We start from the raw sequence: 21378 nt of genomic DNA, 5'->3' as shown, positions 1-21378 counted from the left end.
CAATTATTGTTTTTTATAAGGAGATCGTGATGAACGCGGTTAATGCTTCATTTACAGATTATAAAGTTGCCGATATTTCCCTGGCTGACTACGGCCGTAAAGAAATCAAACTTGCAGAAGCTGAAATGCCAGCCCTAATGGGTCTGCGTAAGCGTTACTCTGCTGCTAAACCACTTGCTGGCGCGAAAATTTTGGGTTGTATCCACATGACAATCCAAACAGCTGTTCTTATCGAAACTTTGGTAGAACTGGGCGCTGAAGTTCGTTGGACATCTTGTAACATCTTCTCAACTCAAGACCACGCTGCTGCTGCGATTGCTGCGTCTGGTGTTCCAGTATTTGCTTGGAAAGGCGAAACTGAAGAAGAATACATGTGGTGTCTTGAACAACAAATCAATGTAAACGGCACACCTTGGGATGCCAACATGATTCTGGATGATGGCGGTGACTTAACTGCACTTGTTCATGAAAAATACCCAGAAGTTCTTGCAAAAATTCACGGGATTACTGAAGAAACCACTACAGGTGTAGCACGTCTTCTGGAAATGTGGAAAGACGGCTCTCTGAAAGTTCCTGCGATCAACGTCAACGATTCAGTAACCAAGTCTAAAAACGACAATAAATACGGTTGCCGTCACTCTCTAAATGATGCGATCAAACGTGCAACTGACATGCTGCTTTCTGGCCGTCGTGCATTAGTGATCGGCTATGGTGACGTAGGTAAAGGTTCTGCTCAGTCTCTTCGTCAAGAAGGCATGATCGTACGTGTTTCTGAAATCGATCCAATCTGTGCGATGCAAGCATGCATGGACGGTTACGAAGTGGTTTCTCCGTACAAAAACGGCGTTCAAACAGGCAAAAAAGAAGATGTAAATATTGATCTTCTTCAAAATACCGACCTGATCGTGACTACAACTGGTAACTACCATGTATGTGACGCTGCAATGTTAGATACACTGAAAGCTGGCGCAGTGGTTTGTAACATTGGTCACTTCGATACTGAAATCGATACCAACTACCTACGTGGTTACAAATGGGTTGAAGTGAAACCTCAAGTACACCAAGTGTATCGTTCAGATAATGAAAATGATTACCTGATCCTGCTTTCTGAAGGTCGTCTGGTGAACCTGGGTAACGCAACTGGTCACCCATCACGTGTGATGGACGGTTCTTTTGCAAACCAGGTTCTAGGTCAAATGCACCTGTTCGCTGAAAAATTTGCGGATCTTCCAGAAGACCAAAAACAAGCAGCGATTCGTGTAGAACTACTTCCTAAGAAATTAGACGAAGAAGTTGCTGCTGCAATGGTTGCCGGTTTTGGTGGTGTTCTGACTCAATTGACTCCAGAACAAGCAGACTACCTAGGCGTACCTGTTGAAGGTCCATTCAAGTCTGATGCTTATAAATATTAATACCCCTCACCCCATCCCTCTCCCTTAGGGAGAGGGTAACCATCCAAATTATTTTCAATGAAGTTTTAATGACTTCAAGTGAAAAAAATATGGGCTTAAACCCTGCATAATTCAGTAATGAATTCTCCTCTCCCTTTGGGAGAGGTCAGGGAGAGGGTGATAAGTAAAAGGTATTTATAAAAAGGATTTGAACATGTCTAAACAGATTCCAATTTCTTTTGAGTTTTTCCCGACCAAAACTGATGCGGGTGCAGAAAAACTTAAAACCGTACATCAAGAACTACAACTGCTGAATCCAGAATTCTTTTCTGTGACGTATGGCGCGGGTGGTTCAACACGCGAACGCACTTTATCTACGATCAATGATTTTAACGGTAAAGGCACACCTGTTGCCCCTCACCTGTCTTGTATCGGCGATGATAAAGCGCGTATTGCTGAATTGCTTGATTTGTATAAATCTCAAGGGATTGATCGTATTGTCGCGCTGCGTGGTGACTTGCCATCTGGTCAGGTGGGCCTAGGTGAATTGCCTTATGCACAGGATCTGGTTCGCTTTATCCGTGAACATTCTGGTGACCATTTTCATATTGAAGTTGCGGCTTATCCTGAAATGCATCCACAAGCAGACAGCTTTGATAAAGACATTCAGCACTTTGTGGATAAAGTAAATGCTGGCGCTAATGCTGCATTGACCCAGTTCTTCTTTAATCCAGATGCATACTTCTACTTTGTAGACCGTATCCAGAAAGCTGGAATCGATATTCCTGTTGCGCCGGGTATTATGCCGATTACCAATGCCAGTAACCTGATTCGCTTCGCAGATGGTACAGGCGCAGAAATTCCACGCTGGATTCGCAAGCAACTGGCAACTTATGGGGATGACACTGCAAGCATTAAAGCCTTTGGTCATGAAGTCGTGGTGAAATTCTGCGAACGCCTAATTGCTGGCGGTGCACCAAGCTTGCACTTCTATACCATGAATACCACTGATCCAACCCGTCAACTTGTTAAAGACCTCGGTCTTGCATAAGTAAAATACCTGATTTGAGAGTAAAACTTTAATGCCGCGTTTTTTTATTGAAGCTGATTTAGCAGTAGATACCACTGTAGAACTGACTGAAACAGTGTTTCATCATTGGGTTAAAGTTTTACGTGCTCAAGTCAGCGAAAAAGCCACCCTGTTTAATGGACAAGGTGGTGAATATGAAGTTGAACTGGTTGAAGTTTCCAAAAAGTCGGCTGCTGTACAGGTCAATAGCTATAACCCTACTGATCGCACACCAAAATTTCAAGCCTTGCTTGGTCAGGTCATGAGTAAAGGTGACCGCATGGATTATGCGATCCAGAAAGCGGTCGAACTGGGTGTATCTGAAATTCAGCTTTTAACCTCTGAACGCTGTGAGATGCGACTGAAATACGATCGTGATCAAAAGAAACTGGATCACTGGCAAGGTGTAGCCATTGCCGCCTGTGAACAGTGTGGTCTGAATATTGTTCCTAAAATTTTAGCGCCAATGTCACTTGAAAAATGGCTGGAAACCGATCTTCCTACTACCAAACTAGTCCTAGCACCAAACAAAGAAGAAATTGATGTTCTGGCGAATGCCACACCAGATATTGCTTTGCTAATTGGCCCTGAAGGCGGCTTGAGTGAAGTAGAAATCCTAGCGGCGAATGCTCAAGGCTTTGTCAATTGGTGTATTGGTGAGCGTGTCCTGCGTACCGAAACTGCTCCTGTCGTTGCTCTCTCAATTTTGAATTACACTATTTAAGCGATCAAAATTGTAAAATTTGGTTATTAATTTTATTGATTTTTATTTATAAGCACTCTACTCTTGAGTCAATAATAATGAAACACATATTGATTGATTTAAGAATCATTCAGGCTTGAATAAAAATTAAAATCTAGGATAAAAACCGTTCAGGACGAATACAAGGCACTTAATTATATGATTGATAATCAAGAGGCTTATATCAAAGAGCACTTGCATCGTGCTCAGATTGCGAACACGCTTCGACATAGCCGATATTTTCTGTTAAGTATCATGATTATTTGCCTCTATATTTTCTGTGTTTATCACATTCAATATAGCTCATCGAATAGTTACTTTAATCTCTGGTTTATCCTGACTGAAATTACCGTTAGTATGTGCTGGCTCATCAATACTCTGTATTTTAAGCCTGAACAATATCAACTGAAAAATGCACATTACTGGTTACAGATTCAAAGCCTTGCGGTAGGTTGCTGTATCGCTTCCGGTATTTCTCTGATTTATTATTACCTACCACAGGCCAATATCAATTTTGATGAAATAGAAGCACTCACCCTTTCGGCTTTGCTATTAATCGTGACTCAAGCTTTTGGTCTGACTTATTTAACCCAGAAGCTCAGTTACTTTTCACTGGTATTTTTACCTTCATTGGTACCCTTTTTACTCTTTCAGTTTTTTCATATCTCGGGTGCCAATCCGGTCTTTGGCCTGGCACTAAATTTTGCAGTCATTGTGATCCTGCTCTGTGCCAATAGTACCTATCGTATTCATACCCGTACTTCCCGCCTTTATGCAGAAAATGAATTGCTGGTGAGTAATGCCGAACAGCAGGTCGCCTGGACTGATGAGCTATGCAAACAGCTACAAACTGAAGTCAATAAATCCAAAGATATTAAACTGGAGCTACAACTCAGCAACCAGCTACTGGAACAGAAAGTTCGTGAACGTACCTATGATATTGAACAGATTAATATTGATCTGAAAAACCAGCAGCAAAACCTTGAACTGACTCATGAAATCGCCGGTATCCGTCCATGGGACTGGAATATCAAAGACCGCAGTATTTTGCTGACCAATCATAAAGATGAGAAAGTACAACGGAAATCCAGCGAACATCATTTACAGTTACAGCATATGATTCATCCTGATGATCTGGCTGCGTTCAAAAGCAATATGAAACAGCATTTGCGTGGGAAAACTGAGCGCTATGAAGTAACTTACCGGATTCAGCAAGCACCGGGAGTCTGGAGCTGGGTACATGATGTAGGCCGGGTGATCAGTCGCGATCCTGAAACTCACCGCCCTTTACGCATGGTCGGAATTTTGCGTGATATTCAGCAGGAACGTAGCTCTCAAGAACGCTTGAAACTGGCAGCCAGTGTGATCGAGCAGGCGGCTGAAGGAATCTTCATTTTAAATGATGAATTACGTTATATCGAAGTGAATCCTTATTTCGAGAATTTGTCCGGTTTTGAACGTAATGACATCTTGGGTAAATATCTGTTTGATATCACTGCAAGTCATAAGTCACAGCAGCGCACTATTCATTCCAACATCATCAAGCAAGTCGTGAAAATCGGATCCTTTGATGGCGAACTGAGTGAAAAATTCCTGTCCAGCAAAGAAATGCCACTCTGGTTGCATATCAATGCGATTACTGATGATGAAGGTCGTATCACCCACTATATCGGCATTGTTTCTGATCTGACTGAGCGTAAATTACAGGAACAGCGCCTGTCTTATCTGGAAAATTATGACACGCTGACTGATTTGCCAAACCGTTTTTACTATAACTACCAGCTGCATCAGTATCTGATGACGCAAAAAGATTCCATCAAGAAAATGGCTGTGATTCGACTCAATATCGACCGTTTCCGTCCATTGAATGAATACCTGTCTAATAATGGCGGTGATGAGCTGTTGCGTCAGGTGGCACAACGCTTACGTCTGACCAATGCTGAAGCCCTGTTTGTGGCCCACCTAAATGGCGATGACTTTGCAATTTTGTATGAAATCTCGCATATTCGCCCGTCTGTACAAGAACACTGTCAACGAGTTGCTGAAGCCTTCCAGGCTCCTTTCCATATTTTTGGACAAGATTATGTGATTACCCTATCGATGGGCGTGGCTTTCTATCCGGATCATGGCCGTCAGTTAGATTATTTGAATAACTGTGCTGAACAGGCGCTGAGTGAAGCCAAAAATCTCGGTGGTAATACAATCCATTTCTACTCCAATGAAAATACGGCCTTACTGGAACAGGGAATTTTCATTGAACGCGATCTGCGTAAAGCCATCCAGAATGGTGAACTAGTAGTCTACTATCAACCAAAAATTAATTTCAATGACCAGCACATTTATGGCTTTGAAGCTTTAGTGCGCTGGAAACATCCAGAGAAAGGTATTATCCCACCTGACCTGTTTATTCCTTTAGCCGAACAGACCAGCCTGATTTCCGAGATCGGCCGTCTGGTGATTCAGCAAACTGCTAGACAGATTCGTGAATGGAATGACCTTGGCTTTCATAATATCTGTGTCTCTGTGAATATCGTGGCACAGCAACTGCGTCGTGGTCAGTTACTCGATGATCTGGATCAGGCCATTACCGAAAACCAGATTTCTGGCACCAGTCTGGAACTGGAAATTACTGAATCTTCACTGATTGAAAACTCTGAATCTGTCAAAAATCTGCTGAACCAGATCAAACAGCGCCAGATTAATATCTCGCTGGATGACTTCGGAACCGGTTATTCTTCTTTATCCTATCTTGCCGATTTTCCTATTGACATTCTCAAAATTGACCGCAGTTTTGTCTCTAAAATTGGTGAACATAAACAGGAAGCGATTGTCAGTGCCATGGTCGCGATGGGTAAAGCCATGGGTATGACTGTCGTCGCTGAAGGTATTGAAACTGAAGAACAGCTGCAATATCTACGTGATTTAGATTGTGATATTGCCCAAGGCTACTTCTTCTCCAAGCCATTGCCTGAACTGGAAGCAACTGCATATTTAGAACAGAATCGCATCGCTGAAACTTATATATATCAAGTCTAAGTCTATATCTACCTCGAATAAGATTGTCGCAAAAATAGTCGACTTTGACTGGGCTAAGTGCTTAACAAATGTTATATTCAGAGCCATAAATGCAATTTTTTACCCGCTTTCTGGGTAATCTTTACAACGATAGAGATACAGATGGACGAACAATCTTTAAAGCAGCAGGCTCTTTACTATCACGAATTCCCTACTCCAGGAAAAATCAGCGTTACACCAAGCAAACAATTGGTCAACCAACGTGACTTAGCCCTTGCTTACTCGCCTGGCGTTGCCGCACCATGTCTTGAGATTGAACGTGATCCTTCAACAGCTGCACTGTATACCGCACGCGGTAACCTGGTTGCAGTGGTCAGTAACGGTACAGCAGTTCTTGGTTTGGGTAATATTGGCCCACTGGCGTCTAAACCAGTCATGGAAGGTAAAGGCGTACTGTTCAAAAAATTTGCGGGTGTTGATGTATTCGATATCGAAATTGCTGAAAATGATCCCGACAAGATTGTTGATATTGTCGCTTCTCTAGAACCCACTTTTGGCGGGATCAACCTGGAAGATATCAAGGCTCCAGAATGTTTCTATATTGAACAGAAACTTCGTGAACGCATGAAAATTCCTGTGTTCCACGATGACCAGCATGGTACTTCAATCATTGTAGGTTCTGCTCTTCTTAATGCTTTGCAATTAAACGGCAAAAAAATTGATGAAATCAAGATCATTGCTTCAGGTGCCGGCGCTGCTGCCCTGTCTTGCTTGAACTTGCTTTGTGCCCTTGGCGCGAAAAAAGAAAATATCATCGTTGCTGACTCACGTGGTTTATTAACAACTAAACGTGAAGGTCTGGACGAATCTAAAAGAGCATATGTACAAGATATTGACGCCTCTCAGATCGGTGACGTGATTGCAGGTGCAGACATGTTCCTGGGTCTTTCAGCAGCCGGTATTCTCACCAAAGAAATGGTGAAATTGATGGCCAAAGATCCAATTATCTTTGCCTTGGCGAACCCAGATCCAGAAATTCTGCCTGAACATGCACACGAAGTTCGTGATGACGTGATCATGGCAACTGGCCGTTCTGACTATCCAAACCAGGTAAACAATGCACTGTGCTTCCCTTATATCTTCCGTGGTGCATTAGACGTTGGTGCAACCACCATTAATGAAGAGATGAAAATTGCCTGCGTACACGCGATTGCACGTATGGCACACGTAGAAGCAGATGCTGCATCTTATGGTGAAAAATCAGCTTCTTTCGGCCGTGATTACTTGATTCCTGGTCCACTGGATCAACGTCTGATTCTGGAAATTGCGCCTGCAGTTGCACAAGCTGCAATGGATTCTGGCGTAGCGACTCGTCCGATTCAAGATTTTTCGGCATATCGTCAACGTCTGTCTGAGTTTGTTTACAACTCAGCCTTCATGATGAAACCAATCTTTGCACAAGCTAAAACAGATCCTAAACGTATCGCTTATGCAGAAGGTGAAGACCTGCGCGTACTTCGTGCTGCACAAATTGCAGTGGATGAAGGCTTGGCAAAACCGATTCTGGTGGGCCGTCCAGCAGTCATCGAAGCGAATATCAAGAAATTGGGCTTACGTCTTGAAGATGGTGTCAACATCACCATCGTGGATCAGGAAAAGAACCCGGATTACGAAAAATTTGCAGACGACTATTATAACCTGATGCAACGTAAAGGTGTAACGCCTGAATATGCACACCGTGAAGCGCGTCGCCGTTCTACCCTGATCGCTGCGATGCTGGTACGTCATGGCATGGCGGACGGTATGTTATGTGGTACGTACTCAAGCTACGACATCCATCTGGACTTTGTCAGCAATGTCATCGGCAAACAGGATGGCCATAATACCTTCTTCACCTTAAACGCATTAATGCTTGAAGAGCGTAACCTGTTCATCGCAGATACCTACATCAACCGTAATCCAACGGCTGAACAGCTTGCTGAGATGACGATTCTGGCTGCTGAAGAAGTACGTCGTTTCGGTATTACACCACGTGTTGCCCTACTTTCTCACTCTAGCTTCGGTTCAGACCAGCACGATGCCAGCGCACAAAAAATGCGCCGTGTATATGAAATCCTTTCTGAAACTGCACCTGAGCTTGAAGTTGAAGGTGAAATGCATGGTGATGCAGCATTAGACGAAAATATCCGTCAGTTTGCATTCCCGAACTCTCGCTTCAAAGGTTCTGCAAACTTACTGATCATGCCAAATCTGGATGCAGCCAATATTTCGTTTAACCTGTTAAAAGCAACTTCAGGTAACAACGTGACCATTGGTCCTATCCTGCTTGGTGCTGCGAAACCTGTTCATATCTTGACACCAACTGCAACGACTCGTCGCGTAGTGAATATGACTGCGTTAACTGTCGCTGAAATTCAGGAAGCAGAAAAAAACGCGCTCTAAGGAATGTACGCATTAGCGTAACTTCTTGACTTGAGAAAACCTCTATTCTGTAGCATGATGCTTGTAAGAATAGAGGTTTTTTCATGCAAGTTTATTTAGTAGGCGGTGCAGTTCGGGATCATTTACTTGGACACCCCTATCACGAAAAAGATTATGTGGTTGTCGGCGCGACGCCGGAACAATTGCTTGCTGAAGGTTTTCAACCTGTTGGCAAGGACTTTCCTGTTTTTCTTCACCCTGAAACCAAAGACGAATATGCTCTGGCACGTACCGAACGCAAGTCTGGCTATGGTTATCATGGTTTCGAATTTTATACCGATATTAATGTTACCTTGGAAGAGGATCTGATCCGCCGTGACTTGACCATCAATGCCATGGCCATGGATGATTCAGGCAAGATTTATGATCCTTATGGCGGTCAAAAAGATCTGGCTGATCGTGTACTGCGTCATGTATCAGAAGCTTTTGTCGAAGATCCTTTACGTGTTTTAAGGATTGCCCGCTTTGCTGCGCGTTATCAACATCAGGGTTTTAGCATTGCAGAAGAAACGTTGGTGCTGATGAAGCAGCTGGCGGAATCGGGCGAGCTTAATGCATTGACACCTGAGCGGGTCTGGAAAGAAACCACACGCGCACTAATGGAACAAGATGCAGATGTGTATTTTGAAGTATTACGTAGTTGTGGTGCTTTAAAAGTACTGTTCCCGGAACTGGATGCCTTATATGGCATTCCGCAACGTCCTGAATATCATCCGGAAATTGACTGTGGTATTCATACCATGATGTCTTTACAGCAAGCCTGTCGCCAAAATTATAGTCTGGATGTGCGTTTTGCGGTTCTGGTTCATGACCTGGGTAAGGCATTAACCCCTGTGGAAGAATTGCCACGCCATATCATGCATGAAGAACGTGGGATTAAACCGGTAAATGAGCTGTGTGAACGTTTAAGAGTTCCGACTCATACCAAACAACTGGCATTGGCAGTTTGTAAGGAACACTTAAAATGCCATCAGGCTTTTAACTTAAAACCTGGCACTTTATGGCGTTTATTACAGCGTCTAGATGTATTGCGTCGTCCTGAACGTGTTGAAGCTTTTGTACAGGCCTGTGAATGTGACTCTCGCGGCCGCTTAGGGTTGGAAAATCGTGCTTATCCTCAGGCTCAATATGTGCTGGATGCCATGCAGGTGGTTCGCAGTATTAAAGCTCAAGATTTGCCACCAGAAATTCAAGGTCCGGATATTGGTGAGATGCTAATTGAACGACGGATTGCCGCTCTGGCAGAACTGAAAGAACAGCATAGTGCCATACTTTAAACATCAGGCTCCTTCGGGAGCCTTTTAATATCTTAAATCTTACTCATCTCGATTTTCTATATAAATAACCTGAGTTCGATGAAATATTTTAGCTTTTTAGCAAGTTTTGGAAAGTTGGCTTATTTGGATTTAAGCAATAAGCCACTATAGCAGCCATAATATTCACCATAAAGTTATTCACCGAACGATGACGTGAATGGTCAATTTGATGTAAGTTTTTTAACTGATCATTCACTGTTTCGATCAATCCTCTTCTGCAAAGCAATTGTTTTTCTTCTTCAGTTTGGATGGGTTTATTTTTCATATTCTTGCGTGACGGGGTTAATAGTCTGAGCCCCCTTGCTGCTAAAGCTTCAGTTTTTGCTTTACTCAGATAGCCTTTATCGCCCAGTAAAATACCTTTTAACTCTTGGGTTAAAGATTCAAGTACAGCAACATCATGAACACTTCCCGATGTAATCTTGAGATTAATAATTTCACCCAAGTTGTTGATAACAATATGGACTTTAAATCCATAAAACCAACCTGTGCTACTTTTACCACGACCAGCTAAGCCTTTAAATACACGATGTCTTTTAATTCTAAGATTATGGCAAACGACCAATTTAGTCGAATCAATAATACAAATTCCGGTATCTTCTCCTTTAACTTGATGGAAGAAACTACTCAAAGCTTGCAAACAACGCGGCATAATTTCAATAAAACGATTGTAACTAAGAAGCTTGGGAAAAGCTGATTTCCAAAATGGGATGATCATATGACAATAAAAATATTTGAAAAATCTAAACCCGGATTTATGAAATAAAATGACAATGGTCATGACTTCAGACAAGCTTAAAGCTGACTTTTTCATTGTTGTTTTTTGATCAGAAATTAGAGCTTTCTCTAAAGATTCATTAAACTTTTTGCAGAAATCATCCAAGATACAAAATAATTCGGTAATATAGTCCATGAAAAAGCCTTGCTCTGAAATGTTTTGTCTTCGTAACCAAGATATTACAGATGCTAAGGCTTTTTTTTATTTATTTTTTATGTCGAACTCAGGTTAAATAGCAATAATTCTTTGAAGCTATCGTGTAATTTCAACACTTAAGCAAAGTAAATAGTAAGCATCCGGCTAACACAGCCTTACCAAGCGATCCTATAAGCCTTAATTTAGTTCCCACCTAAAAACAAGTGGGGACTTAATCCATGAACATGGATATATATTCAGCAACACCTCCTGTTGCTAAAAAACGCCGAAAATACAGCAAAGAATTCAAACTCAGTATTGTCAATGCCTGAAAAAATCCTAATACCTCGATCGCTTCGGTCACACTGCAACATAGTATTAATGCCAACCTTGTCAGTCGTTGGATCAGGATCTTCAGCCATCATGAGGGTGCCGTGCAGGATCCTACTCATGTGAATCCAGCATTTATTGCTTTGCCTTACACTGCTGCAATCAGCCAACCTATTGATGAGAGGATCACGTTGTGTATCACCGTGCCTCATACGAATAATGATATTCAGCTAAAATGGCAGACATCAGAAATACCTGCCTTGGCAGAATTACTCAAGGCACTTGCAACATGATCCGCATTGATGAAATCTGGTTGTCTACTCAGCCCATGGACATGCGTGCAGGTATGGATACGACCATGGCTCAGGTGGTGAGAGCCTTTGGCTACATCAAACCGCATTGTGCTTACCTGTTCTGTAATAAACGTGGCCATCGCATGAAAGTGCTGGTACATGATGGATTGGGCATCTGGCTGTGTGCCCGGCGGCTGGAACAGGGCAAATTTCACTGGGCTCAAGTTCACCAAGGTGAAACCGTGGCCCTCAGCCCGGAACAGTTACAGGCACTGATCCAAGGTTTGCCCTGGCAGCGCATTGGACGACAGCAGGTGGTGACGATGCTTTAAACCAGGCTCGACCATTCTGCTATTCTCCAAACGTTCTATTTCATTCTTCTCATGACCTCAGGCATACTGCGGTCATGAATACGCTGCCTGACTTAAGCCAACTGACCCATGAACAACTGCTGGAATTCACCAGGCAGTTGGCGCTGCAGCATCAGTCTCTAGCACAATCAAACCAACAATTGGATGCCAAAGTTCAACATCTTTCTATTCTCAATCAAAAATACGAGCATGAACTGGCGCTGTTTAAAAAGCACAAATTCGCCCAAAAGAATGAACACTTAACGGCAAAACAAATCCATCTCTGGGATGAAGCGGTTGAAGAAGATATTGCCGCGGTTGATCTAGAACTGGAACGGCTAAATGCAGATAAAACCAATGCAGCGACACAGAAAGCCAAAACCAATAAACCTAAACGTCGACCACTGCCAGATCATCTACACACCATCCGTATTGAGCATGAACCTGCATCAACCCAATGTGCTTGTGGCTGCCAACTCCGTCGTATCGGCGAAGATGTCAGTGAAAAACTGCATTTCAGACCGGCACAGTTCTATAAGGAACAGCATGTGCGTGGTAAATGGGTCTGTGATCAGTGTGACACTCTAACTCAGCAAGCGATGCCCGCCTATGTGATTGATAAAGGCATTGCTTCACCTGAATTGCTCAGCCATGTGCTGGTATCGAAGTATGCCGATCATTTGCCGCTGTACCGTCAGCGCCTGATCTATCAGCGGGCTGGCATTGATCTGTCCAGATCCACTTTATCTGATTGGATAGGTCGCTGCGGTGTAGAACTGGAACCTCTGGCCAATGCCTTAAAAGAGGTGGTGCTGCAACAGCGGGTGCTGCATGCAGATGAAACACCGGTCACCATCATGCGGATGGGTGAGAATAATAAAAAACCGAAGAAAGGTTATGTCTGGGCCTATGCCACCACACAGTATAATCCAGTTCAGGCGGTGATCTATGACTTTCAGGATAGTCGTTCAGGCCAGCATGCTGAAGAGTTCTTGAAAGGCTGGCAGGGCTATCTAGTCTGTGATGATTACAGTGGTTATAAAGCACGTTTTAAATCAGGCCAGGTGATTGAGGTGGGGTGCATGGCCCATGCACGTCGTAAATTCCATGAACTGCATGTAACTGGGAAAAGTCAGGTTGCTGAACAGGCCTTAGTGCTGATTCAGAAACTGTATGCGATAGAAGCAGAACTCAGGAAAAAGACCGATGGTACAGCGGAAGACCGCCGCGAATACCGACAACAGCATAGTCAACCAGTGATGCAACAACTATATGAATGGCTCAACCAACATCATCTGACAGTGCCATCGAGTTCTCCCACCGCCAAGGCTATCAATTACACTCTGAAGCGTTGGCCAGCCTTAAGCCGCTATCTGGATGATGGCAATCTACCGATATGCAACAATTGGGTAGAGAATCAGATGCGTCCCTGGGCGTTGGGACGCAAGAACTGGCTGTTTGCAGGTTCGCTGCGCAGTGGTCAGCGAGCGGCAAACATCATGACTTTAATCCAGTCAGCAAAGCTGAATGGCTTGGATCCGTATGCCTATTTAAGTGATGTGCTGAAAAGGTTACCGACACACAAAGTGACCCAAATTGAAGAATTGCTGCCGCACTGCTGGAAACCTAAATCGAATTAAAAAATAGGTATGGGATTCAGCGGACGCTTACAGTAAATATTGATTATGATTGATATTATTTTTAGCTAAGACCATGTCCAATGACTTATCTCATCCGTCAACTGGATCTTGAAAGAGACCTGCATGATGTTCATCAACTCACGATTCAGCTTGGCTATCCCTCTACGCTGGAAAATATCAAACAGCGTTGGGAGCATCTCCATCAAGACAGTCATTATCAGACACTGGTTATAGAACAGAATTCACATGTGATCGGCTATGCCGATTTTATTCAGGAATACACTTGGGAATTTGACGGTGGATATTTAAGGATTCAGGCTTTTGTAATTGATCAGGCCCATCGTGGAAAAGGTATTGGCAAGCAACTGATGGCTGCTATTGAACAGATTGCAAAAGAGCAAGGCTTCAAGATGATTCAGCTCAACAGCGGAAAACGCGAAGAACGCCATCCTGCGCATGCCTTTTATCAAGGACTGGGCTTTGACAGTTATAGTATTGGATTTCGTAAGCATCTGGATCAGCCAGTCATGACCAGCTGATCAATCGTGGATTTAATTTATGAAATTTCAGCAGGGAAAGTAATCACTTTTTCCAATTTCATCTGATTGGTTGCAATCATCAGCAAGCGATCAAGACCTAGGGCAATACCTGAACATTCCGGCATTTGTGGCAATGCCGCCAGCAAATACTCATCAATCGGCATGACATGCAAGCCAAGCGCTGCCCGTTCTGCATTATCTGCTTCAAAGCGGGAACGTAAAACTTCAGCATCAATCAGCTCATCATAAGCATTGGCCAGTTCCAGCCCTTCGATATACAGCTCAAAACGGGCTGCAACCAGCTCCCCATCTTCATCGATTCTGGTTTTAGCCAATGATGCCAGTTCCGGTGGAAAATCTGTCAGAAATACAGCCGTATCGAACCCCAGGCTTGGCTCGACCATATGTGAGAATAAAAGGTCGATATATCCTAAACGGTCATCACCCAAGTCCAGATTGAGACCTACCCGGCGACAACAATCTTTGAGTTGCTGCAAAGTGGCCTGTAAAGGATTGAGATCCAAGCGATCCATAAAGGCATGTTTATAGCTAAGGACAGTGGGACGGATTTCCCCAAAACGGGCCTTAAGCGTCACATTTAACAGATCTGTCACTTCAAACATCAGATCTTTCAGACTAAAGCCCGGTCGATACCATTCCAGCATACTGAATTCACTGTTATGCTTGCGGCCGTGTTCATCATCCCGAAACACTTTACAGATCTGGTAAATTGGTCCACTACCACTGGCCAATAAACGTTTCATGGCAAATTCAGGCGACGTCTGTAGATAATGTGTGCTGAGCTTACCCATGACATGACGCTGGGCCTGAATCGAAGCCAGATGCACATCGGTCACACCAGCTTGAGATAAAATCGGGGTTTCCACTTCCAGCACGTCACGTTCAGCAAAAAACTGACGAAGCTGGGCATACATGTTGGCACGTGCTTTAATGGCTTTTAAGTCGCAGGTCGGTTGATAAGATACTGTTTGCCTCATGCCTTTGGCCCTCCATGAGCGGCCCATTCACGTCGTAGTGGATACGTTTTACGTAAATAATCAAATGCTTTCTGATCGACTTTACCATCTTTTAAACATGCACGCAGATTGGCATCATCACGGGCGATATCATAGATCTGGGTTAAATGCTGTTGTAGCGCCAGTTTTAAATCCTGATTCTGGAAAAACTGTTCACAGACAGGCAATTGGCTTTCAAACTGCTTATTAATCTCAAAGCCAAAAGTCTGGCAAAATGCCTCGTAAATCATTTGAGTACCGCGTGCCTTACCTTCCAGACTATAACCTGCAATATGCGGCGTCACCAAGGTAATCAGATTCAGCAGCTGTTCAGAAATTTCCGGTTCATGCTCAAAGACATCAAGTACAACCTGACGTTGAGTTGTCTGAATATCAGCAATTAATGCCGCTTCTTCAACAACTGGCCCACGCGCTGAATTAATTAAAATGGCTTCTGGCTTCATTTGTCCAAGAGCATTAGCATTAATTAAATGATAAGTCGGATGCTGACCTGTTTTGGTTAAAGGCACATGAATGGAAATGGCATCTGCTGCTTTTAGCAATTCTTCAAATTCAACCTGATGAACCTGATCACGCTGCACAAAGGGATCGTAGGCAATCACATTCCAACCCAGCAATTTGGCCATTGTTGCCAAACGTGAACCGACATTTCCTAGACCCACAATACCCAAGGTGAATTCTTTATTTGCATTGATCAATTGGAGTTGTAAATGCAATAAAGCCGTAATCACATATTCAGCCACCGCCTGTGCATTACAACCGGGTGCATTGCTCCAGCGAATGTTCTGTTGTTCTAGTGCAGCAATGTCCAGATGATCTGTACCAATAGTGGCACTGCCAACAAATTTAATCTGACTGTCCTGTACGAGTGCTGCATTGACTTTGGTCACGGAACGAACCAATAAAGCCTCGGCATCTTTTACATCTTCCGCAGTGAGAGTTCTTCCTGCACGATGCTGAATATCGCCAAATTCTGCAAAGAAATAATCGGTAAATGCCAGATTTTCATCTGCGACAATTTTCATAATCTGTTCCAATGACTGAATCTGTCTATCATACCGCGTCAACCAGGATGTGACTATTTTCACTCAAGCTTTAGATGAATTCTTGCAAACATAGAGATATAAAAAATGCCAAAGTCAAACATCACTTCGGCAAAGGAGTGTAATTGGAGTAAGAAAATGACGCAGGGTTAGGCTATTGAAAGCCATACCCTGCACTAAAAAGTTTCCTCTTTTAATGGGAGAATGCAGCAATACCCGTTTGCGCACGACCTAGAATCAAGGCGTGTACATCATGGGTACCTTCATAAGTATTGACCACTTCCAGGTTTACCAGATGACGAGCTACACCGAATTCATCAGAGATCCCGTTACCGCCCATCATGTCACGCGCTAAACGGGCAATGTCTAAAGCTTTACCACAGTTATTACGTTTGATCAGTGAAGTACCCTCGACTGAAGCAATACCTTCATCTTTCATGCGACCAAAACGTAATGCCACTTGCAGACCCAGCGCAATTTCAGTTTGCATGTCTGCCAGTTTTTTCTGAATTAACTGATTGGCAGCCAATGGACGACCAAACTGTTTACGGTCCATGGTGTACTGATGAGCCGTGTGCCAGCAAAATTCAGCTGCACCCATCGCACCCCAGGCAATACCATAACGCGCACTGTTCAGACAGGTAAATGGACCTTTTAGACCACGAATTTCGGGGAATGCGTTTTCTTCTGGAACGAAAACATTGTCCATCACGATTTCACCGGTGATCGAAGCACATAAGCCAACTTTACCGTGAATCGCTGGTGCAGAAAGCCCTTCCCAGCCTTTTTCTAAAATAAAGCCGCGAATATCACCGACATTGCCTTCAGGAGACACTTCTTTTGCCCAAACCACAAAGACATCAGCAATCGGACTGTTGGTAATCCACATTTTGGCGCCCGTCAGACGGTAACCACCATCCACCTTTTTCGCACGGGTAATCATGCTGCCCGGATCTGAACCATGATCTGGTTCAGTCAGACCGAAACAGCCGATATATTCACCGGTCGCCAGTTTTGGCAAATATTTCTGTTTCTGTTCTTCAGAACCAAATTCATTGATTGGCACCATCACAAGAGAACTTTGCACACTGGCCATTGAACGGTAACCGGAATCCACACGTTCTACTTCACGTGCAATCAGACCATAGCTGACATAGTTTAAACCTGCACCACCGTATTGTTCTGGGATGGTTGGACCCAGCAGACCTAGCTCACCCATTTCACGGAAAATGGTGGGATCGGTTTTTTCATGACGGAACTGTTCTAATACACGTGGCATTAGCTTGCCCTGACAGTATGCATGTGCGCTGTCACGGATCATGCGTTCTTCTTCGGTCAGTTGCTGCTCCAGTAAGAATGGATCCTGCCAGTTAAAATAGACTTTGCTGGTTTTTTTCGTATCGACCATTTGATTCATAGTATTCCCTGCCAATCCTTCATCTATCTATTAGATGATGTTGTTTTATCCTTCAGATTGACTCTAGGCATGAATCATGACTTGTTCAAACAATAAATTTGCATGCAGCTATGCAATTTACGCATACCTTATATAAGTTGCTATTTCTAGAAATTATTTGTTTAGCCAATTTGCCTGTTTTTTATACCAAAGTCGTATAGTAGTATAAGAGTGATATACCATTTATTGATATCTGACCATTTTAAGTTCAAGGATGAACAGGTGCGTAGAAAAATACCCTCCCTGCAAGCGCTGATCTGTTTCGAATCTGCTGCACGTCATGCCAGTTATACCTATGCTGCGCAGGAACTGTTTTTAACCCAAAGTGCAGTTTCACGTCAGATCCAGCAACTGGAAGAGTATTTAGGTACAGCTTTATTTACTCGTACGCGGCATGGTGTAGAACTCAATCATGCTGGACAACAATATTTAAAGAGTATCACTCCGCATCTCAAAGGACTGGAACAGTCAACACTAGACGTCATTACGCATCAAGGCCGCGGCGGTACTTTAAAACTGGGCGTAGTGCCTACGTTTGCGACTCGCTGGCTATTACCTAAACTCCAGAGCTTTAATCGACTGTATCCTGAAATTACGGTACATCTAGAAACCAGCACCCGCCCTTTTCTGTTTCAGGAACAGATTTTCGATGCTGCCATTTATGCAGGAACTCCTCAACAGGTTGAACAATGGCCTGGTACGCATAGCCATTTTCTAATGCATGAAGATGTAGTTGCTGTCTGTGCGCCTGATCTGATTCAACAGTATTTTCCCGATGCACAGAAGATTAATGACTACAGCTATGACTTAAGTGCTGAACAACTGGTTCAACTCCCTTTATTACAGCAAACTACCCGGCCGAACATCTGGGAAGACTGGTTCAAGCTGCATCAGATCCAGCATCCGAATCCTTTTCAGGGGCAACGACATGAACTTTTTTCCATGCTCGCTGTAGTGGCTAGTCATGGCATAGGAATGGCCTTGATCCCACAAATGCTGATTGAAAAAGAATTAAAGCGACAGGAATTGGTACTGGTGTCCAGCAAGACCTTAGAAAGGAAACGAGGCTATTATCTGGTTCATTCCAGTCAGGAAAGCTCACCGCTGATTGAAAAATTTGTTGACTGGATACAACAGGAAATTCAAGGCAGCCTTCCATCTGAGTCTGAGCTATCCCCCATGAATAGACAATAAAAAACCCCGATCAATGATCGGGGTTTTCGTATCTGGCGGAAGCGGTGAGATTCGAACTCACGGAGGGGTATAAGCCCTCGTCGGTTTTCAAGACCGGTGCATTAAACCGCTCTGCCACGCTTCCATGGCCGCAATCATATAAATATTTCTGTTTGTTGGCAATAAATTTTCGCAAAACTTCTGTAAAAATCAGTTCATTCAGTCAAAAATCAGACGAAAATTTTAGAGTAGATAAAATTTTATACACAGGCTTTCGATACTGATATTTTTATTTTCAGAATGAAGTTTAGCCTTAATATTCACATCATTTTGAACAATGAAAATTTAAAATCATTTTAATAATTTAAAAATAAAAACCCCGATCAATGATCGGGGTTTTCGTATCTGGCGGAAGCGGTGAGATTCGAACTCACGGAGGGGTATAAGCCCTCGTCGGTTTTCAAGACCGGTGCATTAAACCGCTCTGCCACGCTTCCATGGCCGCCATCATATAAATAAAAATTGCGCTTGGCAAATATTTTTCCAATTTCTCTGCATCAACTGCACAAAATAAAATCAATTTCATTAATCTTCTGAATTTCCTGGCTTTTCATAGCGAATTGAATTGATAAACCAGAGTTTCTTGCCGGATGGCGTTATCACCTCAGCTTCATCATCCACTGACTTGCCTAACAGGGCACGCGCCATTGGGGAATCAATCGAAATATGCTGCGGATGATGATCATAAATTTCATCGACGCCTACGATCCGAAGGTTCTTCTGCTCACCCTGTTCATTTTCAATTTCAACCCAGGCACCAAAATAAACTTTACCTTCCTGTTCAGGAGAAAAATCAACAATTCTCAGCTCTTCCAGCCGCTTGCCCAGATAACGAACCCGACGATCAATTTTACGTAAAAGCTGTTTGTTATACTGGTAATCTGCGTTTTCCGAACGGTCGCCGAGACTGGCTGCCCAGTTCACTTTTTTGGTAATTTCAGGACGTTCTTCATGCCAGAGATTTTTAAGTTCTGCCACCAATTTGTCGTGTCCACCACGGGTAATCAGGTTAGATTTCATGTGTTTTAATTGCCAATTTTGAACCAGTTTTTAGACATTAAGAGCTTATTTTATTTGGAGTTTTAGGACAAGCCAGAATGTGCAATTTTTTTCTTCAATAAATTCAACAACTTAAATTACATTTAAAAAATAAATTATATACAAAATTTGACAATTAATTTTTTGATCTTTAATATGCACCCTACTTTTGGAATCGCTTATTTTTTAATCTATGTAGTTTTTCTACATATTTCCCGATCAATTTAGTCATTTTTGAATGACGTCATGACTGCCCAACCCTTATTGAATTTATCAAACTTTTAAAAGTTTCTGGCTAGTATTGGCTGTGATTTTTAAAGCATAAATTACTTGTAGCGGAGACAACATGCACAGTAGTTCAACCACTGGGTCGAGGCTTTGCCTTAGCTCTTTTATCTCTTCTCTCCCTGTAAAAGCACTGGTACTGAGTACGGCACTTATCCCCTTTCATAGTATCAATGCCACTAAAACCACACTTCAATATGATCATGTGGTAAATAGCAACAAACTCACCGTCGTCGCAGTTCAAAGTCCAACGACTGTGTTTCAGAATGGACAACATCAGCATGGTTTTGGTTACGACCTGGTTCGCAACTATGCCAACAGCCTGAATGTTAAGCTGGATTTTAAAACTGTTCCGGATAATGCCACGGCCCTGAAATGGGTAGCCCAGGGCAAAGCCAATCTGGCCATGACCACCACTGATCTGGGTACGATTGAACAACAGCGTTTAACGGCTTTTTCTGCCACTTGTGGTGATGAGTCTTCACTGGCCAGTAATGGACTGAATGCCAATCTGAATCTGGTATTTAAATCAGCTAGTGATCCCTTGAGTCAAACCGCTAGTGCTTTTGTCTGTCAAGGCAAACAAAGCGGTGCGATCAAGCAACTTGCTTCCTTCTACAATCAGAATGTAGTAGAAGAGCATTCTTGGGATGAAATTCAACAGGACCTGAACCAGCGCCTCCCCACATACAAGGCGAGCTTTCAGAAATCTGCTCAGCAGTACGATCTGGACTGGCACCTGCTCGCCGCGATCGGTTACCAAGAATCCTATCTAAAGCCAAACTCCGTATCTCCCACCGGTGTCCGCGGTCTGATGATGCTAACAAGCTCTACCGCAAAAGCGATGGGGGTTAGTAACCGGACAGATCCAGGCGAAAGTATTGATGGGGGTGCCAAATACTATGATCAGATGCTGAGCCGTTATGAACATATTCCTTATCCGGATCGTAATTGGTTTGCTTTGGTTGCCTATAACATGGGCCCCGGTGCTGTGAATCAGCTGCAAAAACGTATTCAGGCTCAAGGCAAGAATCCGAATAATTGGGTAAACCTGTATGCTTATCTGGAACAGAATAAAGCCAGTAATGGTCGTTACCGTCAGGCCCTTCAATACGTGACCCGTATCCGCGCCTATCTGGAACACATCAAGACCACCCCACAGCTAGTGAATATTTAAGTCTGATCAATTTAAATCTAGCTATTCAGC

16 protein-coding genes, 2 tRNA genes and 1 pseudogene are annotated in these 21378 nt (G+C 43.3%); 12 read left to right on the top strand and 7 right to left on the bottom strand.

What is annotated here, in order from left to right:
- Nucleotides 1-29: 29 nt before the first annotated feature.
- From ahcY to C3F22_RS03300, 6 genes are all read left to right on the top strand, one after another.
- On the top strand, nucleotides 30-1412 hold the full coding sequence (gene ahcY, locus C3F22_RS03325; protein ID WP_004784706.1) for an adenosylhomocysteinase: 1383 nt from the start codon (nucleotides 30-32) through the stop codon (nucleotides 1410-1412).
- 193 nt (nucleotides 1413-1605) lie between these two features.
- Nucleotides 1606-2442 (top strand): methylenetetrahydrofolate reductase [NAD(P)H], encoded by an 837-nt coding sequence (gene metF, locus C3F22_RS03320; protein ID WP_004784708.1) that lies wholly within the window; start codon nucleotides 1606-1608, stop codon nucleotides 2440-2442.
- Between the two features lie 31 nt (nucleotides 2443-2473).
- On the top strand, nucleotides 2474-3184 hold the full coding sequence (locus tag C3F22_RS03315; RefSeq protein ID WP_004784710.1) for a 16S rRNA (uracil(1498)-N(3))-methyltransferase: 711 nt from the start codon (nucleotides 2474-2476) through the stop codon (nucleotides 3182-3184).
- A 177-nt stretch (nucleotides 3185-3361) separates the two neighbouring features.
- Entirely contained in the window at nucleotides 3362-6238 is a 2877-nt protein-coding gene (locus tag C3F22_RS03310; protein ID WP_104425879.1) for a putative bifunctional diguanylate cyclase/phosphodiesterase, read from the top strand.
- Between the two features lie 141 nt (nucleotides 6239-6379).
- Nucleotides 6380-8659 (top strand): NADP-dependent malic enzyme, encoded by a 2280-nt coding sequence (locus C3F22_RS03305; RefSeq protein WP_004784714.1) that lies wholly within the window; start codon nucleotides 6380-6382, stop codon nucleotides 8657-8659.
- Between the two features lie 83 nt (nucleotides 8660-8742).
- On the top strand, nucleotides 8743-9975 hold the full coding sequence (locus C3F22_RS03300; RefSeq protein WP_004784716.1) for a multifunctional CCA addition/repair protein: 1233 nt from the start codon (nucleotides 8743-8745) through the stop codon (nucleotides 9973-9975).
- Between the two features lie 88 nt (nucleotides 9976-10063).
- On the opposite strand, the gene C3F22_RS03295 is transcribed toward C3F22_RS03300, so the two are convergent.
- Nucleotides 10064-10927, bottom strand: a complete 864-nt coding sequence (locus C3F22_RS03295) for an IS982 family transposase (RefSeq protein ID WP_004729973.1) — start codon at nucleotides 10925-10927, stop codon at nucleotides 10064-10066.
- 239 nt (nucleotides 10928-11166) lie between these two features.
- On the opposite strand from C3F22_RS03295, the pseudogene C3F22_RS18480 reads away from it, so the two are divergent.
- The 4 genes and pseudogenes from C3F22_RS18480 to C3F22_RS03270 all read left to right on the top strand — a co-directional run bounded on the left by C3F22_RS18480 (nucleotide 11167) and on the right by C3F22_RS03270 (nucleotide 14079).
- Nucleotides 11167-11550 (top strand): annotated as a pseudogene (locus tag C3F22_RS18480) (transposase).
- On the top strand, nucleotides 11547-11882 hold the full coding sequence (gene tnpB / locus C3F22_RS03280) for an IS66 family insertion sequence element accessory protein TnpB (protein ID WP_000618091.1): 336 nt from the start codon (nucleotides 11547-11549) through the stop codon (nucleotides 11880-11882). The pseudogene C3F22_RS18480 and the gene tnpB overlap by 4 nt, the downstream one beginning before the upstream one ends.
- Before the next feature lie 74 nt (nucleotides 11883-11956).
- On the top strand, nucleotides 11957-13540 hold the full coding sequence (locus C3F22_RS03275; RefSeq protein WP_005080957.1) for an IS66-like element ISAba25 family transposase: 1584 nt from the start codon (nucleotides 11957-11959) through the stop codon (nucleotides 13538-13540).
- 80 nt (nucleotides 13541-13620) lie between these two features.
- Nucleotides 13621-14079, top strand: coding sequence for a GNAT family N-acetyltransferase (locus C3F22_RS03270; RefSeq protein ID WP_004784718.1), 459 nt, complete (start codon nucleotides 13621-13623; stop codon nucleotides 14077-14079).
- Between the two features lie 17 nt (nucleotides 14080-14096).
- On the opposite strand, the gene epmA is transcribed toward C3F22_RS03270, so the two are convergent.
- From epmA to C3F22_RS03255, 3 genes are all read right to left on the bottom strand, one after another.
- Nucleotides 14097-15077 carry an EF-P lysine aminoacylase EpmA gene (gene epmA / locus C3F22_RS03265; protein WP_004784720.1) on the bottom strand — a complete coding sequence of 327 codons (981 nt, stop codon included), beginning with the start codon at nucleotides 15075-15077 and terminating at the stop codon, nucleotides 14097-14099.
- Nucleotides 15074-16141: a 4-phosphoerythronate dehydrogenase gene (locus C3F22_RS03260; RefSeq protein WP_004784723.1), complete on the bottom strand. Its 1068-nt coding sequence runs from the start codon at nucleotides 16139-16141 to the stop codon at nucleotides 15074-15076. Before C3F22_RS03260 ends, epmA begins: the two co-directional genes overlap by 4 nt.
- Before the next feature lie 211 nt (nucleotides 16142-16352).
- A complete protein-coding gene (locus C3F22_RS03255; protein ID WP_004784725.1) occupies nucleotides 16353-17576 on the bottom strand; it encodes an acyl-CoA dehydrogenase in 1224 nt (407 codons plus the stop codon).
- A gap of 261 nt (nucleotides 17577-17837) precedes the next feature.
- Here C3F22_RS03255 and C3F22_RS03250 point away from each other — a divergent pair, with 261 nt between their 5' ends.
- On the top strand, nucleotides 17838-18809 hold the full coding sequence (locus C3F22_RS03250; protein WP_004784727.1) for a LysR substrate-binding domain-containing protein: 972 nt from the start codon (nucleotides 17838-17840) through the stop codon (nucleotides 18807-18809).
- Between the two features lie 33 nt (nucleotides 18810-18842).
- Here C3F22_RS03250 and C3F22_RS03245 read toward each other — a convergent pair.
- The 3 genes from C3F22_RS03245 to greB all read right to left on the bottom strand — a co-directional run bounded on the left by C3F22_RS03245 (nucleotide 18843) and on the right by greB (nucleotide 19868).
- Nucleotides 18843-18933: transfer RNA gene (locus tag C3F22_RS03245), tRNA-Ser, on the bottom strand.
- Nucleotides 18934-19194: 261 nt separating this feature from the next.
- A tRNA-Ser gene (locus tag C3F22_RS03240) sits at nucleotides 19195-19285 on the bottom strand.
- Nucleotides 19286-19373: 88 nt separating this feature from the next.
- The gene (gene greB / locus C3F22_RS03235; protein WP_104425877.1) at nucleotides 19374-19868 is read right to left on the bottom strand and encodes a transcription elongation factor GreB; all 495 of its coding nucleotides are present in this window, start codon (nucleotides 19866-19868) and stop codon (nucleotides 19374-19376) included.
- 364 nt (nucleotides 19869-20232) lie between these two features.
- Between greB and C3F22_RS03230 the strand changes: the two genes are divergently transcribed.
- Nucleotides 20233-21348 carry a transglycosylase SLT domain-containing protein gene (locus tag C3F22_RS03230; RefSeq protein WP_104425876.1) on the top strand — a complete coding sequence of 372 codons (1116 nt, stop codon included), beginning with the start codon at nucleotides 20233-20235 and terminating at the stop codon, nucleotides 21346-21348.
- Nucleotides 21349-21378: the final 30 nt, after the last annotated feature.

Source organism: Acinetobacter sp. ACNIH1, assembly GCF_002934695.1.
GTDB lineage: Bacteria > Pseudomonadota > Gammaproteobacteria > Pseudomonadales > Moraxellaceae > Acinetobacter > Acinetobacter variabilis.
The sequence above is the reverse complement of the archived record's forward strand: the minus strand, read 5'-3'. Positions and strand labels throughout refer to the sequence as shown.

What these genes read in the sequence shown, in the direction of transcription:
- C3F22_RS03255 (WP_004784725.1), bottom strand. Translation starts at nt 17,576, where the DNA reads ATGAATCAAATGGTCGATACGAAAAAAACCAGCAAAGTCTATTTTAAC.
- ahcY (WP_004784706.1), top strand. Translation starts at nt 30, where the DNA reads ATGAACGCGGTTAATGCTTCATTTACAGATTATAAAGTTGCCGATATT.
- C3F22_RS03270 (WP_004784718.1), top strand. Translation starts at nt 13,621, where the DNA reads ATGACTTATCTCATCCGTCAACTGGATCTTGAAAGAGACCTGCATGAT.
- C3F22_RS03260 (WP_004784723.1), bottom strand. Translation starts at nt 16,141, where the DNA reads ATGAAAATTGTCGCAGATGAAAATCTGGCATTTACCGATTATTTCTTT.
- C3F22_RS03310 (WP_104425879.1), top strand. Translation starts at nt 3,362, where the DNA reads ATGATTGATAATCAAGAGGCTTATATCAAAGAGCACTTGCATCGTGCT.
- C3F22_RS03300 (WP_004784716.1), top strand. Translation starts at nt 8,743, where the DNA reads ATGCAAGTTTATTTAGTAGGCGGTGCAGTTCGGGATCATTTACTTGGA.
- C3F22_RS03275 (WP_005080957.1), top strand. Translation starts at nt 11,957, where the DNA reads ATGAATACGCTGCCTGACTTAAGCCAACTGACCCATGAACAACTGCTG.
- metF (WP_004784708.1), top strand. Translation starts at nt 1,606, where the DNA reads ATGTCTAAACAGATTCCAATTTCTTTTGAGTTTTTCCCGACCAAAACT.
- epmA (WP_004784720.1), bottom strand. Translation starts at nt 15,077, where the DNA reads ATGAGGCAAACAGTATCTTATCAACCGACCTGCGACTTAAAAGCCATT.
- C3F22_RS03295 (WP_004729973.1), bottom strand. Translation starts at nt 10,927, where the DNA reads ATGGACTATATTACCGAATTATTTTGTATCTTGGATGATTTCTGCAAA.
- C3F22_RS03305 (WP_004784714.1), top strand. Translation starts at nt 6,380, where the DNA reads ATGGACGAACAATCTTTAAAGCAGCAGGCTCTTTACTATCACGAATTC.
- greB (WP_104425877.1), bottom strand. Translation starts at nt 19,868, where the DNA reads ATGAAATCTAACCTGATTACCCGTGGTGGACACGACAAATTGGTGGCA.
- tnpB (WP_000618091.1), top strand. Translation starts at nt 11,547, where the DNA reads ATGATCCGCATTGATGAAATCTGGTTGTCTACTCAGCCCATGGACATG.
- C3F22_RS03315 (WP_004784710.1), top strand. Translation starts at nt 2,474, where the DNA reads ATGCCGCGTTTTTTTATTGAAGCTGATTTAGCAGTAGATACCACTGTA.
- C3F22_RS03230 (WP_104425876.1), top strand. Translation starts at nt 20,233, where the DNA reads ATGCACAGTAGTTCAACCACTGGGTCGAGGCTTTGCCTTAGCTCTTTT.